Annotated in this window: 14 protein-coding genes and 4 pseudogenes; 1 reads left to right on the forward strand and 17 read right to left on the reverse strand. The window is 36.3% G+C overall.

Annotation, left to right across the window (positions count from 1 at the left end; all coding sequences use genetic code 11):
- Window positions 1-125: 125 nt before the first annotated feature.
- The 5 genes and pseudogenes from P7D84_RS12830 to P7D84_RS12850 form a co-directional block, all read right to left on the reverse strand.
- A complete protein-coding gene (locus P7D84_RS12830) occupies window positions 126-986 on the reverse strand; it encodes an LPXTG cell wall anchor domain-containing protein (RefSeq protein WP_311806673.1) in 861 nt (286 codons plus the stop codon).
- Between the two features lie 59 nt (window positions 987-1,045).
- On the reverse strand, window positions 1,046-1,414 hold the full coding sequence (locus P7D84_RS12835) for a hypothetical protein (protein WP_032495652.1): 369 nt from the start codon (window positions 1,412-1,414) through the stop codon (window positions 1,046-1,048).
- Window positions 1,415-1,442: 28 nt separating this feature from the next.
- Window positions 1,443-2,414, reverse strand: coding sequence for a hypothetical protein (locus tag P7D84_RS12840; RefSeq protein ID WP_002425009.1), 972 nt, complete (start codon window positions 2,412-2,414; stop codon window positions 1,443-1,445).
- Window positions 2,415-2,430: 16 nt separating this feature from the next.
- A complete protein-coding gene (locus P7D84_RS12845) occupies window positions 2,431-3,363 on the reverse strand; it encodes a conjugal transfer protein TrbL family protein (RefSeq protein ID WP_070544061.1) in 933 nt (310 codons plus the stop codon).
- A gap of 1 nt (window position 3,364) precedes the next feature.
- A pseudogene (locus tag P7D84_RS12850) lies at window positions 3,365-4,141 on the reverse strand (hypothetical protein); the annotation flags it as partial.
- A gap of 35 nt (window positions 4,142-4,176) precedes the next feature.
- Here P7D84_RS12850 and P7D84_RS12855 point away from each other — a divergent pair.
- Window positions 4,177-4,566: a hypothetical protein gene (locus P7D84_RS12855; RefSeq protein WP_218210654.1), complete on the forward strand. Its 390-nt coding sequence runs from the start codon at window positions 4,177-4,179 to the stop codon at window positions 4,564-4,566.
- Window positions 4,567-4,790: 224 nt separating this feature from the next.
- On the opposite strand, the gene P7D84_RS12860 is transcribed toward P7D84_RS12855, so the two are convergent.
- From P7D84_RS12860 to P7D84_RS12910, 12 genes and pseudogenes are all read right to left on the reverse strand, one after another.
- Window positions 4,791-5,039, reverse strand: a complete 249-nt coding sequence (locus tag P7D84_RS12860; protein ID WP_126796638.1) for a hypothetical protein — start codon at window positions 5,037-5,039, stop codon at window positions 4,791-4,793.
- 59 nt (window positions 5,040-5,098) lie between these two features.
- Window positions 5,099-5,227 (reverse strand): annotated as a pseudogene (locus P7D84_RS12865) (JAB domain-containing protein); the annotation flags it as partial.
- A gap of 240 nt (window positions 5,228-5,467) precedes the next feature.
- A pseudogene (locus tag P7D84_RS13860) lies at window positions 5,468-5,563 on the reverse strand (class I SAM-dependent methyltransferase); the annotation flags it as partial.
- Between the two features lie 229 nt (window positions 5,564-5,792).
- On the reverse strand, window positions 5,793-7,760 hold the full coding sequence (gene optrA, locus P7D84_RS12870) for an ABC-F type ribosomal protection protein OptrA (protein WP_159314661.1): 1,968 nt from the start codon (window positions 7,758-7,760) through the stop codon (window positions 5,793-5,795).
- Between the two features lie 330 nt (window positions 7,761-8,090).
- Window positions 8,091-9,245, reverse strand: coding sequence for a helix-turn-helix domain-containing protein (locus P7D84_RS12875; RefSeq protein ID WP_002360186.1), 1,155 nt, complete (start codon window positions 9,243-9,245; stop codon window positions 8,091-8,093).
- Window positions 9,246-9,407: 162 nt separating this feature from the next.
- Window positions 9,408-9,644, reverse strand: a complete 237-nt coding sequence (locus P7D84_RS12880; protein WP_159314662.1) for a hypothetical protein — start codon at window positions 9,642-9,644, stop codon at window positions 9,408-9,410.
- A gap of 9 nt (window positions 9,645-9,653) precedes the next feature.
- Window positions 9,654-10,820, reverse strand: coding sequence for a hypothetical protein (locus tag P7D84_RS12885; protein ID WP_089201991.1), 1,167 nt, complete (start codon window positions 10,818-10,820; stop codon window positions 9,654-9,656).
- Between the two features lie 109 nt (window positions 10,821-10,929).
- The gene (locus P7D84_RS12890; RefSeq protein WP_198472020.1) at window positions 10,930-12,384 is read right to left on the reverse strand and encodes a relaxase/mobilization nuclease domain-containing protein; all 1,455 of its coding nucleotides are present in this window, start codon (window positions 12,382-12,384) and stop codon (window positions 10,930-10,932) included.
- On the reverse strand, window positions 12,374-12,703 hold the full coding sequence (locus P7D84_RS12895) for a plasmid mobilization protein (RefSeq protein WP_089201990.1): 330 nt from the start codon (window positions 12,701-12,703) through the stop codon (window positions 12,374-12,376). Before P7D84_RS12895 ends, P7D84_RS12890 begins: the two co-directional genes overlap by 11 nt.
- 4 nt (window positions 12,704-12,707) lie before the next feature.
- Complete coding sequence (locus tag P7D84_RS12900) at window positions 12,708-13,235, reverse strand: hypothetical protein (protein WP_198052138.1); 528 nt, start codon at window positions 13,233-13,235, stop codon at window positions 12,708-12,710.
- Between the two features lie 488 nt (window positions 13,236-13,723).
- Window positions 13,724-14,707, reverse strand: a complete 984-nt coding sequence (locus tag P7D84_RS12905) for a DUF3991 and TOPRIM domain-containing protein (RefSeq protein WP_002415362.1) — start codon at window positions 14,705-14,707, stop codon at window positions 13,724-13,726.
- A 6-nt stretch (window positions 14,708-14,713) separates the two neighbouring features.
- Window positions 14,714-14,932, reverse strand: a pseudogene (locus P7D84_RS12910) (JAB domain-containing protein); the annotation flags it as partial.
- Window positions 14,933-15,021: the final 89 nt, after the last annotated feature.

Here is a 15,021-nt window from a genome sequence, read left to right on the forward strand (position 1 = left end):
TATTATTGGGAATCCCAGATTAAATCATAGATACCGTAAGGGATTTTATTCTTTATTTAAAACTTTGCAACAGAACCCTATTTCTTATCGATACAAATTTCTCGTAGGCGCTCGGGACCCCTTAATTAGATTCTCTTTTTAAAAATGAATGCTGATCCTAATACCATTAATGAACCTAGGACAGACAATGCAATATTTTCTGTTTCTCCTGTTTTTGGTAAAACTTTCATTTTTCCGTCTGAACCTTTAACCGTTACTGTTCCGTCTTTTTGAACGTCTGCGCCAATTTCTTTAGCTTCAACTTTTTTTGTTGTTCCGTCTGCTAATTGAATGATTGGTTTACTATCTTCAACTGCAACAATCACAACGCCTGTATCTGTATTAACTGGGTTTTCGATTGGGTTTGTGTCTACTGGTTTACTTGGTTCTGTTGGCTCTGTCGGCTTGCTTGGTTCCGTTGGTTCCGTTGGCTCCGTTGGTTCCGTTGGTTCCGTTGGTTCCGTTGGTTCCGTTGGCTCTGTTGGCTCTGTTGGTTCCGTTGGCTCTGTTGGTTCCGTTGGCTCTGTTGGTTCCGTTGGTTCCGTTGGTTCCGTTGGCTCTGTTGGTTCCGTTGGCTCTGTTGGTTCCGTTGGCTCTGTTGGCTCTGTTGGTTCCGTTGGATCGGTTGGATCGACTGGATCAACTGGATCAACTGGATCAACTGGATCAACTGGATCAACTGGATCAACTGGATCAACTGGATCAACTGGATCAACTGGATCAACTGGATCAACTGGATCAACTGGATCAACTGGATCAACTGGATCAACTGGATCAACTGGATCAACTGGAGTAGTTGGATCGGTTGGTTCTACTGGAACGACTGGATCATCATCGGCTAAGATATTAATATCACTGCTACTTGCGGTTTCGTCTGCAAAACTGACAATCGGTGCTGATACTAATAAAGCAGTGCTGAATAGTGTTAAGAGGGCAAATTTTTTCATTTTCTTCTCTCCTTAAAAATTAATATTTGTGTACATAAATAGTATATCATAAATATGCTTTATCTGACATTTTTATTCATCTTTTTTTTAAAAGCTTCTAGCGATTCTTTCGTTAAGAATAATGTTTTACCTGTATAAATGTGATCGATTCCCTCTAGTCTATGAGGAAACCGTTTATAAATGTGGGCAAAGTATTCATCATTCTTTCCTAACAACTGGCTTGCTTCTTTTGCTGTAATCAATTGCGATAAATCATTATTGGGATTATCAGAGAAAATAATTGTTCCACCAATTTTTCGATAATTAAAATTTTTAAGTATTTCATGTTTGTTGTTACGGTAAGCTTGGGATAGGTAATTTCTATTCTTACCTATCCTTTCACTCATTTCTTTTGCTGTGTAAATTTGATTTAAATTAATTTTTCCCATTGTTTAAGCACTCTCTTTTTAGCGTATTTCAGTTAAAAGAGAAGTCTGTAAGTTTTGGTTGAGTTGTCACAAGAAAGCCGTTTTTAGTTGGTTCAACCTCAAAAGTGATTTTTTGCATTTTACTACGATTGTCTACTGAAACATTTAGAAGGTATTCAACGCTATACCCTTTTTTTGTTTGTTCACTACCATAGTAATTGACACTCTTAAGCGTTTTCCCTAACGCTTTCCAATCGGATATATCTACCTTTTCGGATACATATGTTCTTAAACTTGACTGATAATTTTCTTGATTTTTTTCCTGTGAAAAATAGTAAGTCAAAAAGTATCTTCCAAAAGTATCTATTTTCGATTGAGAAATATCCGTTTCTTTGACACGTTCAATTTGTTCTTCCAATAATTCGCTCTCTTTTTTTACTGATTGAAGTTGTACTTGTTGAATAACACTTATTCCTATCAATAATACAATAAAAAGAGTCAAAATAGATATGAACAAATGAATTCTGGGAACATTTTTCTTGGTTATGGATTCTGATAGTGATTCTTTTCTACTATTCGTTTGTTTTGCTTGGTTCTTTTTCGATATTTCCTTAATAACACTAGGTTCATTTACTGTTTCAGTTGGAATTTCTGTCTGCGGTATTTCTTGGCGTTCATTACTCGTTTTTAACTCCTGACGATTTAATTCTTGCGTATTAAGCGTTGTTGGTTCTGTTGGTTCATTCAAGTAAACTAAAACGTGTTGATCTGTTACTCGATTTAATAACAAGTTAATTACGTCCGTTTCTTTGGTATTTTTTGTATTCAGCGTAACAGACATAATTTTTGTTTGATCTTCTACTCTAAAAATACCTACACGAAATTTAACTGGAATTCCTCGACTTGTCTTTTGTTGTAAATAGTGTGTGACTTCGGATAATTCGCTTTTACTTAATTTTCGATTCAAAAATTGTTTTTCTTCTTCGGGAAGAATAATTCGTATTTCAAAATAATAAGACAATCGTTATCCCCCTCTCTTATTTTCTAAACATAGCCATCATTGCTAAGTTTCCAAGTCCGCCACCTTTTGACACTTTGGTTGAATACCACATATTTTGTAGGGCTGACGGTGTTTTGATAATCAACAAGCCACAACCAACCATTAACATAAAGTTTGGTAACGTGTATTTTTCAGCAATCATGAGTGTAATCATGAGTAAGTACAAAATAAGCTTAATAAGCATTGTGAGTGCTTCGGATAACAGTTCTTTGATCCATATTTGAAAGTAATTTTGTTCGTCTGTTAAAAGCGATAAGGCAACTAATGGTGTTAACATAGTCAGTACCAAGAAATCGGCATAAAAGACACAGATCGCTACAAAATACTTGGCAATGGAAAAGGCAAAGAAGATCACAAAAACAAAGAGAACAACGGCACTAACGCCACCATTAAAGAAATTGGAAACTAAGAAATTACGCAAACGTTCGCCGATCGTTTCCACGTTCAAATCATTAGCGACTTGTTGAATCACATATTCCCCGATTGGTGCAACAATCTTTTTGATAAAAAAGTTCATTGCCCAGGGCAACGTTGCTAAGGCAATAGACGAGTAAAACAGCTTTTGAACAATATTAGCGGTCAATGCGTCACCACTCCCATTAGAAGCTTGTATTTGCGCTTCAATGACCTTATACAACACAATACAAATCGCAAAGGTTGTCGTTGCAAAGACAAACACATTGGTAATGGTACTAATCAATTCGATATTGGGAATATCAAAAGTCGTCTTATTGGCAATTTTCATACTGGCTTCTAACAAGTCACTGCCCCAATTCCCTAACAAGGTATCAATAGGGTGCAATACACTATCCACACTCTCTTTTACGCCCTCAAAGACATTAGAGATAGCCTCACCAGTAGAACTTAAAATATCCGATCCTGTATCTTTTATTTGGTCTATTACGTCCATATTACATTACACCACCAATCGTTCCACTAACTTGCCACTTTCCTATTTTTTCGTTGTATTGCATAACTACAAATACTCCACCAATGTTTTCAATATTCTTCTCTTGTTTGCTAGTTACTAGCCCTATAACCTCATATCTCAAATCATTATCCCAATCAATTTGTGAAAACATTGATCCTACTTTTTCATCATGTTGTCCTTTGTTCCGCCAATCTGCCCACTCATAGGGAAAATCATTACGCAAAACAATTTTCGTATTCTTTTCTGTTTTTTGGGTATCTAAGAACCAGGTACGCAACAATTGGCTTTTATCGTCATTTTGCTTAGAAATCGTTAGCCCTTTGGTACCGTCAACGATCACTGGATTGAAATTGAAACTTGCTTGTAGCCCTGTATAAAAATCATCTGATACCTTATCGCCAAATTTGGCTTTTAAGTTATCAATCAGTTTTGTTTGTAATTCAATCGGGCTTGTACCGCCTGATCCTTCTTTCAATAATTCTTTGTTGATTTCTAAAATCACGTCACCATTAGAGAAAGACTTGTACCAACTCTCAAAAGCTTCTGTCGCTTCGTCTGCTCGCTCTTTCGCACTTAATTTGAGTAAATGGTCGCTTGAACCTTGAACGGCTTGTGAGCTGTTTTCTGTGGCTTCTCCGCTTGTTTCTGACTGGTTGCTTTCTTTGCTTGCGGTGGTGGCTGTTGGTGTCACTGGTGGTTGATTCTTATTGTTAAAATAAGAAATGCCCACAAAAGCAAGAATACCGACAACTAAAACGACCTTCTGCTCTATCCCAAGGAAAGAAACGGTTAGTGGGTGCACCTGTTCGAAAGTTTGATCGCGTCTATGCAGTAAAAACACCCATCAAGCTTTCGCCATTGCTAAATGCTACGTCACGTATTCTGGTAGAAAAATATGCCACCAATTTTTCTCGTGATGAACTGTTACGTGAAGCACTTAATGAATACATCAAACAAAATCTCTCTCAAGAAGACAAAGTAGACTTATTTAATAGCGTACAATTTGAATTGAACTTATTCAGAAACGCGAAGAAAGAAAATCAAACAGTCCCTGATGTAGATGATAGGGGACAAACAATTCGGACAGTAGAGGAAATAGAAAAAGAAACCGAAGAAGAATTAATCCAAGGGTGGGGGATTCGAAAAAATGAGGTGGCAAAAAAAGACACTACCTCGAGCTAATTTAGATACTGCCTTAAATATGATGTCACTAGTTGCCAGCTATTATTGTAACAGAAACGACTGTTAAGCGAATTCAATGCGGTAGGGTGGGGGACACACCACCGCATTCAATACAAACAAACGGCCATTCTATTTAAAATAGAATGGCCGTTTGTTTGTATTTATTTTTTGGTTTAAAAAAAGAGCGTATGACAAACTTTTGTCAAACGCTCTTTCTTTACAGTTTAGTTGTTTGGCTCACGTTCTTCTACTTTAAACTCGCTTAAAGGCTCATCTAGTAGGGGTTCGTAATGCATAGTTTCTAATAAGTACAATGTGTCATAAATAATTTGGTGTTCTTGTTCTTTGGTTTGTGGTTTTGCAGTGGCTACAATCTGCATGATATTTCTGTACATATCTTCAGCATTGTCATCATGAAAATAAGTAACCATTTCTAATGTTTCTAACCGTTGCAATAGTTTGGGGTATTTCATCGTGTTTTCTCCTTTCATCAAAGCCACAGGCTCTTTTTGAGCCTGTGCTTTGCTTCCTTCTACAATCCGCCATTCTCTCGAAAACTATAGTAACGATTGCTCGTAACAACGAGGTGGTCGAGTAGGGAAATTCCTAATAGGTCGCCAGCTTCTTTGATGCGTTCTGTAAATAATTTATCTGCTTCACTTGGTTGCGTATCTTATCAAGAGTAAATTACAAAAGAATCATTTAAATCAATACTTTCACTTTGAATACATGTATTTGAAGTGGAAGGTACTTATTTCAAAAATAGTAAAACCTGTATCTTAAATTACTTAATAGTAACATAAGATACAGGCTGATTTTTTATTCATTGTTATTTATACTAAAGCACCCGATAGCTCTGAAAACAATCACAAATTCAACTTTTCAAAGCCACAGCTTTAAGTTATTTTGTCCAGACAACCCCCATTGCCCAACCCATTTTATGGAATTGGCATCCAGGCAACAACTTTTCATATAAATCGTAATAATTTTGTTCAGCTGGAAGAACAACTTCTGGCAGCATAACAATCAAAGGAAATTTAGTGAGTTTATACGACTACACTTTTCTTGACAATTCCAAAGTATAGATAATAAAAACCGCTATGCGGCAAACTCAAAAGGTCTTCACATAGCGATTATATCTAATAAAAATTCATTAATTTTTTTACATTTTCAACAACCAGAATGTATCATTAACACTTTTACATCCTTATTGCATAACTCAAAAATTACATAACTTCCAATTCTCTCATCAACTGTTCCCATTCATTAAAATAATTACCCTGACACCTTTTAACATCATCAATTGATTTTTGTATTTCCGTCAGTACCATATAATCAGAAGAATTGTTTGGTTCAGAAATGATTTTATTCAATCTTTCTAATTCTTCATCATATTGATTTATTAACACTTCAAGCTTTTCAATTCGTTTCTCCTTCTTAACCTTCTCCTTCTCAATGGAGTTACGATCGCCTTTTACTGTGTTATTTTTCTCTACTTTCTGCTCAACTTTAATGTTATTAAATGGCTTTTCAGAATTCATCCTTTTTTTCTCGTACTCACCATAAGTAGATTGTACAAACTCTACACCATCCTTATCAAAAACAAGTAATCTGTCAGCAATCTTATTAGTAAAATATCTATCATGTGACACAAAAATAATTGTACCTTGATAACTGCATAAGATATTCTCTAAATTCTCTTTTCCAATAATATCCATGTGGTTTGTCGGTTCATCTAAGATTAAAACATTAGTACGTTTATATAATAATTTACATAATGTCAATCTAACCTTTTCTCCACCTGACAAAGAGGACACCGGTCTAAAAACATCATCTCCACTAAACTGAAATGAGCCAAGAGCAGTTCTGACCTCTGTGTCATTTAGCTCAGGGTATTCGCTTTGAAAAATTTCGAATAGTGTATCATCTCCACTGATTTGAGCAAGCTGTTGGTCAAAATAGCTAATTTCAACATTGTATCCGAATTTAAAATCTCCAGACAATGCTGCCACACCATCCATAAGTGTTTTAAGCAACGTGGATTTACCAATACCATTACTCCCAACAATTCCAAGCTTCTGTCCCCTTTCAAGGTTGAAATTAACCTTTGCAAGAGGAGTATCATAGCCTATCACAAGTTCTGAAGCACTTAATACTTGCCTTGAACTACTGATTCTCGGTTGAAATTTAGACATATAAGTTTTTGTATCGTATTGGTCTGGTGCATTTAATATTTGCATACGCTGTAATAATTTAATTTTAGATTGCACCATTTTAGCTTTCGTAGGTTTATAACGAAAACGTTCAATCAAGCGTGTAATCCTTTCAATTTCTATCTGTTGCAAATCGTAATCTTTTTGCTGTTTGATATGATTTTCTCGTTTTTGCTCCTCAAAGGCTGAATAATTACCTTTATAACATTTGGTCTCTCCCCATTCGATTTCATAAACCTTATTCACAATTCGATTAAGAAACATTCTATCATGGGAAATAATAACCAATGTAGATTTATAACTTCTCAAATAACTCTCCAACCATTGTATTGTTTCTATATCAAGGTGGTTAGTAGGTTCATCAAGTAATAGAATGTCTGGCTTTGTTAAAAGTATTTTTATAAAAGCTATCTTAGTTCGCTGACCACCTGAAAATTCAGAAATGGGTTTTTTATCATCTGCTTCAGTAAAACCCATACTACGAATCATCGTTTCATATTCTTTTTGGTAGGTTAGACCTCCAAGAGCCATATACCTTTCACTGATATCAGAGTATTCATTGATGATTTTATCATCATATTGATTCTCCATTTTATCTATCAGCTGTTTCATCTTGTTTTCCATATCAATAAGCGTCTTAAATACCGTACGGACTTCATCCACCATTGATATACTTTCATCTTCAAAAGGCATCTGTCTTAAATAGCTAATATAAGGGTTACCGGTCTTTATTACTTGAAATTCACTTTCACCAGTTCCTTCTTCTAATTCAATTTCGCCTATAATAGCTTTTAGCAAGGTTGTTTTTCCACATCCATTTCTACCAACAATAGCAATCTTTTCATTATCATTGATTTCAATACCGATGTTTTCCAACACCATATTACCATCATAGTAAACGGCACCATTAATTATTTTGTATTGCATTTTCATATCCTCCTTTGCGTAAGTACTAGCAATTGCAAAGGTGGCTTCGGACAATAATTATTCCACTCCATGTAAAGCTTGTCACAGCCACCTATACATGAAGTTCTTTAAATGTTACTTTAGTTGTAGATTTCATTTGCTTCTCCCTCCTATCGTTTCAAATATAATTCAACTTCCCCCTTATTGTACCAAATCGCTAGCGCAATGGCTAACCTAAGTTTTAGCTTACACCTTTTCTGATAAAAACAAAGTAACTGATCCGTTATCTCATCCGACACCAGATTCCGCATATGCCCTGCTGTTCCCGTCAACAGAAACCGCAGCCACACTGGAAAAAGATACAAAAGGATTGCCGCAATTGATTCTTTGCATTAGCCATCAGCTTTACAAATCACTCTTTCTATATTCAAAAGGCGTTTTTCCTGTTTCTTTTTTAAACACGGATGTGAAGTAACTTTGTGAGTTAAATATAAGATATTCACTAATTTCTGATATTGACTGATTCGTATATACCAATAGAAATTTGGCATATGCTATTTTCTCCTTCTTAATGTATGCACCAACAGTCATACCTATATCTATCTTGAATTTACGCATGAAGTGATACTGACTTAGACCAATTTCTGTGCATATTGACTGAATGGTGAGCTGACGGTTGATATTTCTTTTAATCATCCTGACTGCTTTTGCTATGTCTGAAGAGACACCAGATACTCTATAATCTGCAGTACTTAAAGCGAAATGCTCCAAAATACTGTTATACATAGCAACGGACTCTTCTCTTTTTCTCAGAGAACTAAAGCGATTTCCGTAATAGCTACTGATTGCACCTGACATTTCAATAGGAAGACCGCCAGCAATAGCATAGTACATCGATAGATACAGACAGAATGTCAGCATGGATTTTGTTGATTGTTCATTATTACAAAATTCAAAAAGTGCATTAAGGTAATCTTGATCCCGGTTCAGCTGTTTAAGTGTAGTTATATCACCATTTTGGACAAGCTCAAGTCTTGTTCGTAAGTCCTGATAACTTTGTTCAATCGTCCGCTTTGAAAGCTCAGACGTTTGTAGTCCCATGATATCAGTCGAAAAAAATTGTACCAGTTTATTCACTAAACTCTCAATAGAAAAAGATAAATTCTTATCTAATGCAAAGTAATACATCATCACACATATTTCACTAAACTTTCTGATATCGAGCACAGTCCATTCATTGTCATTGCTTCCCTGATAAATCATCAATGGGTTAATGTTCTCTACCATCACTGGACCAATCTGAACGTACATTGCTTTATCATCAGATTCAAATGTGCATCGGACAGCACCAAGAGGATGAACTCCGATTCTGAATCCTGGTAAATCTTCAATCCAATATTGGCTCATATCATAATCAATAGGAAACAAATTCTTGTCAACTTCAATATTACCAAGAGCTATGTTTATATTCTTGTCATCTTTTATTAGAACTGAAATTTTATAGGTTGAGTGAAATACCTGTGCGAGATGGCAGATTTCTTTTATTCTTTCTTTCTTCATAGTTTTGACAACCCTTGTCTGTACCTTTCAAAAGTATTTTATAATATAGTATAACATATTTTGAAAAGGGATATATCGAGATTAAAAAGTGCTAGCGCACCAGTCGGTAGCGTCAGCACTTCTGTTGAAAACTTTAAATAGAATGTGAAGCATTATATCCACTCAGCACGGCGCCACCCAATTTGGCTTCTCCTGAATCATCGCTGAATAGTTCTGAATAATCTGAGCTGACTGTGTTTCATTCTCTGACTGTCGAAGCTCTTCAATCAGTTTGCTTGTTAAGTCCTTATTTGCAGTTTTAAAAGCAAACTGCACTACAAATTCCTTTTGAGATCCTGTAAAACGATGCTTTGCCTCATTCATAACAAACGCTGCCTCTTCTATGATTTCTAAATTCATACATGCCTCCTAATATGCCATGCTGTTTTCCAAAACAGCAATTTCAATAATTTCTTTCATCTTCTCAGCTGCTACATTATTATTAATCAGTTCAACTAACTGTCCTTCTGTAAGACCCTTTTCAATTCCACTCTTAATCTGAATCAGCTGAGCTGGCGCCAGATCACCACTTGCAACTAGCTTTACGATATCCGCTCTGGATTTCTTCTTAAAGCATAGTTTAGATAGTAATGCTATCACTCCATTGGTTTTAGATTCTGATCTGTCCACCTGAACTTTCTGAACCACTCTACCCTGCATATCAACGACCGGCACCTGATAAAAAATTGGTATACCAATTGGTTCTTTTAAAATGGTCTGCTGTGTCATAGCTGCACCTTCTTTCTTGATCTCACCTTGAACGCTTTGTTCCTCTTCCTTCTTTGGTTCTGAAGATGTAACTGTATTCACATTCGTGGCATGAAGCAATTTATCCTCTAAAGTTTCAATGCGATTGCTCATACGATTCATCTCCTTATCCTTAAACTCTATCTGTTCTCGTAATCTAGAAATTGCTGAATTTGCTTGATTCAGTTTGTCCTGCTGATCATTTAACAATTGCTCTTTATCAGCATTCTCTTTCACAAGATTCTCCCTAATCTGTTCATCTGCCTTCGTAGATTCAAATATAGTAAGCTTTTCATTCAAAGCATCGTATCGCTGCTCCTGAACACAGATTTTACTAACAATCTCCTCCATCTTCTTGACAAGTTCCTGCACATATTCTGGTTCTGTAGCCGTCTCTTGCTTTACCATCTGAATCTGTTCTAAAAATTTACTAAAAGCAGTCTTCATAGCAATCGGTGTTTCCTTCCTTGCTACAACCTCTTCAATTGTCTCAATCGGTACACCCTTTTTATAGAATTCAAATGCTATCTGCATCTGAGGTGCAGTTAGTTCTGTTCGTTCTATTAAGGATAAAAACTCTTCCGATTTACCATCACGCAGACATTCCGAATATACCCTCATTTGTCCAATGTTGTAACCAGACTTTAAATACAACTCTGTCTGTTCCTTTGAAAAACCATATTCCAAATCATCCTTAATCAATGCTATAATTTCCTCACCATATCGCTTTCCAGACTTTAGAATGTCAATATGCTTACCGATTTCTGATTTACTAAGTGCTTGTTCCATAAATACCTCCTTCTAAAACTCGACTTTCGTCTCTCCTATGGACATTTGTCAAATGTATTTGCATGCAAGCATGCATTACTTGTCTCATTGTCTACATAAAAATAACAGCCTATCGTTTTGGCTGCTCTTTCCTGTCTTTGTCTATTTCTTTCTCTTTACTGATTTCTTCCTGTTTTGTCTTTTCTGTATTGTCTGAAATCAGATCCTTCCAGATTGACTTTCCAAGATTCAATTCACGAAATACTGCTTTCTCTTTCGCAATTGTAGAAGCTATTTGTTCCTTGTAAAAGCTTCCTAATTTCTCCACCTCCTCTAGAGTATATCCCTCGCTAAGGAGTTGCTCTGACAATAAAGTCCATTGATTGTGTTCATCGATAAAAAAATCATCTCCTTTTTGAAAAGACTCTTCTGCCGGTTTCAATACTTCTAACTCATCCAAAATAGAAAATAAGTTTACACATCTCTGCCGTGCCCGATATACTTTACTCTTTTCAAATGAAGAATCCTTTCTCTTATCCGTCAGATTCTCAATCGTTGCTTCCAAATCGACCACATTGTGAATGTCGTGCCTTGCTAAAAACAGATATTGTTGCTGAAGTTTATGCATCTTTCTTATGTCATTCTTGTATTTCCACACCTGACTATAGGGCTTCTTCTTTAGCTGCCCAGTCCGATATAACCTTGCATAATATCGCTTTTGAAGACCTGACATTCTAGCTCTCCTATATCGCTTTATATAGCACTTCACAATTTGCGGTTTTGCCAATTCCTTCTGCGCCTGATAGAATTCCAAGTCTTCCTTCTTGATTCGCTCCCAAATCTGCTCTTCGGAGTAATTCTCTCCCAGCGACTTACATCGTTTAAACCGTGTCATTCCTGGAGGTTTTACAGCAAGATGCTTTCCCTGCTTTGTTTCATAGCCTTTCTCTTTCAATAAATCCACAAAGTCATCAAAAGAATTTGCCTGAATAATACAAGAATCCAAATCGCGTTTTATCATATCTGCCCAAACAAACTTTCCTTCACGGTATTCGCTCCAGTCCTTATAATTCTCATTTGCCCGTTCTCCCTTTCCTTCTTCAATATCAATGATGGATAGACCATACTCTTCGCATAATCTATTAGTTATGGGCTGAATATCTCTTGCCCAATCCCCTTTTTCATAACGATACTTCTTACCTGAAACAAAGCTGACACTGTTAAAAACGATATGGGAATGCACATGTTCCGTATTATCATGAACCGCATATACAGCTTCATATTCTTTCCCAAGGTATTCCTGAACGAATTTCTGTGTGATTTCCATTGCAGTATCTGGATCGACCTCATTTTCTTTAAAAGAAAGGATCAAATGATATCCCTGCCGCTTATCAATCTTTCCAAATAGTCGTTTCGTTTCTTTCATCTGTTCAAATGCTGTATCTACCTGACAATTGATTGCTCCTACCAGTCTGCCATCCTGTGTTTTCTCTGGTTTTAAAATATACTCCAGTGAACTTTTCAGGTGCTTTCCATGAAAATGTCCTCCACAGTCTTTCATATGAAGGATCTTACTAATTGCCAATCTGCATCACCACCTCATTCACAGCAGAATTCAACTTTCTCATATATGCTACCAATCGACTCTTATCATCCTCCGAATATAGCCCGGAATTATGATTGAAGACAATCTGATTGATATTAATTCCAATCCGATTCACTTCATTAATCAATGTCTTTAAGAGTTTACGAATCTCAGGATAGTCGTTTGGCTTCTGTCGGATTAATAAGCGCACATACTCTGCTTCATTCATCCCAGCTTCCTTTGCTTTTTCTGCCAGAATTTTAGCCTCTTCTGGCATCAAACGCAACGTCTTCTTAATACAATGAATACTATCTGCCATCTCCTCACCTTCCTCTGTTACCTGTTGAATTCTGCTGTATACCTTCAGATACTACACGCACGGCTGTATCAATCTCTTTATGCTGATTCAGGTTCTCTATGAACTCATTCGCAAGCTTAACTGCTAACGCTTCCATTTCTCTTCCAAATCGAGTCATATCAAATAATCTGTCTAATCGCATTTCATCCAATTTCAATTTCTCATATTCTTTTTGATGCTCTGTAAAATCCATGAAATCCTTTGGATTATTACGACCTTCATCTTCCTCAAGAATCTTTTCATAATTCCATTGGCAGACAATATCAATTACCTCATCCATTGAATACACTTCCGTCTCACCTTGAACCTCTGCAATATCTGTTCGATAGAGAGTCCCTTCTTTGTCTTGTCCAATGGTATAATCATGACCTTCCAAATAACCAAGAAGAATCTCTGCATCTTCAACCGAAAAATCAAAAGACAAACCACTTTTCTGTATCCACTGAATCACTTCTTCTGGTTTTGTAAATAATTCAATTTCCTGTTCCATCACTCCCTTGCACCTCCTTATCTGTCTTTGTGAATTCTATCCTTGCTCTAATGTCCCCCGTAAAGTTCCCGGTGTCCACTGCTAGATACGCTTCTAAGCCATCTCTGGCTTTCGAAGCATCTAGTTAGGGGAAAATCCCCTAAACCCCCTTCTATATACGAGTGATAGCACTTTTTGCTATCACTTTTGCCTTGTGAATGCACTTTCTGCTATCACATGGCAATTATGAGTGCACTTTCTGCTATCACTTTTTATATAGACTTTTCCTAACTTTGATTACCTTATAATTGTGATAGCACTTTTTACTATCACTTTTGCTTTGTGAGTGCACTTTCTGCTATCACTGCCTCGTTTTGATGGCACTTTCTGCTATCACTTAAATCCCAAACACTGGACATAAATTTTGAATACAAATCAAAACAATAGACATTGGTTTTTAGGAGAATTCCTGTAGACAAATGTTTTGCATACAAATCCAAACCGTAATCTGCTTATTTTGCATGCATCCCTTTTTCTGAACAGTTCTTTGGAAATTCCAAATCTCGTTTCTTTGCCACTAGCCATTCGTTATAATCTTTAAAACCAATTGGTGGTGGACTATCCTCCACTTCATAACCAAGTCCATAGTATTTCTCACATAATTCCAATGAAGCCTTTCTCCCTGGCTCATCATTATCAAGGCAAAACCGTATGAATGAGATCTGTGGATTCTCTGTTAGAAACATAATCAGTGGAGCATCTGCAAGCATTCCAAGAGCAAGCTTATTTGTTTCAAAATCAGAAAAAATATCCGTATAACTCATAAGATCGATAGCTGCTTCAAATACAATCAGTTCAGAACTTTCTGCATTCGTTACATTAAATCCATAGTTCTTATCATTTCCAGCAACATCGCATTTAAATGAAGAACCTTCCCTATCAAAAACCCCTCTCATACTTGCAAATCTAGTCATTCCGTCTTTGTCATTTCCCTTAAAGACCACATTATGATAATGTCTGCTCTCATAAATCAAATCCTTATCAATAAAATAGTCAATGACCTGATCGCTTAATCCGCGTTCTTCCCTTAGATACGAGTACAAATAAGAATTATCCCTAGCTGGTAATGGTAGTACAAACTCTTTTACCTTTGGTGATTCTGGTTCTACCCGATACATTAATTCTGACATTCTGTTATCTTCCTGCATTCTTTGATAACCCACAAAGTCCAAAAGCCAAAACACTGCTTCTTTCACTTCCATTCCAGCAAAAACTCGAAGGAAATCAATCTGTGAACCACCGTTGCTTCCCTTTTCATACTGCCTTGACCAGCGAAACCAATGACTTTTATCATAAATTCTTACAGAGTCCATTTCCTTCAGCGTGTGATATCTACCCACACGTTTTACTGTATATCCAAGGTTAGTAGCTACTGCTGTTAAATCAACACTCTTTGCAATAGCCAGCTCTTCTTCTGTAAATCTGCCTCCATCCACTCACATTCACCTTACCTTCCCTCGCTCAGCTATCATTGGGGATGGAAAGTCTAGAGTTTTATAGTCGTTCGTCAAAGTAATTCTTGGATTAGATATCAACCCTTTTTCCTTGAAGCTAAAAAACTCTCGATTATCTCCTCCCACAATCACGTGATCAATTAAAGGAATCCCCATCAATTCACATAATTTGTTCATCCTGTCTGTCATCATCGTATCTGCTTTACTTGGTAACGGGTTTTATCAAGAGTAAATTACTAAAAATCCATTAACATCAATGTTTTTACTTTAAGAACATATATTTAACGTGTTAAATC

The sequence above is a fragment of the Enterococcus dongliensis genome (genome assembly GCF_031927985.1).
GTDB lineage: Bacteria > Bacillota > Bacilli > Lactobacillales > Enterococcaceae > Enterococcus_A > Enterococcus_A dongliensis.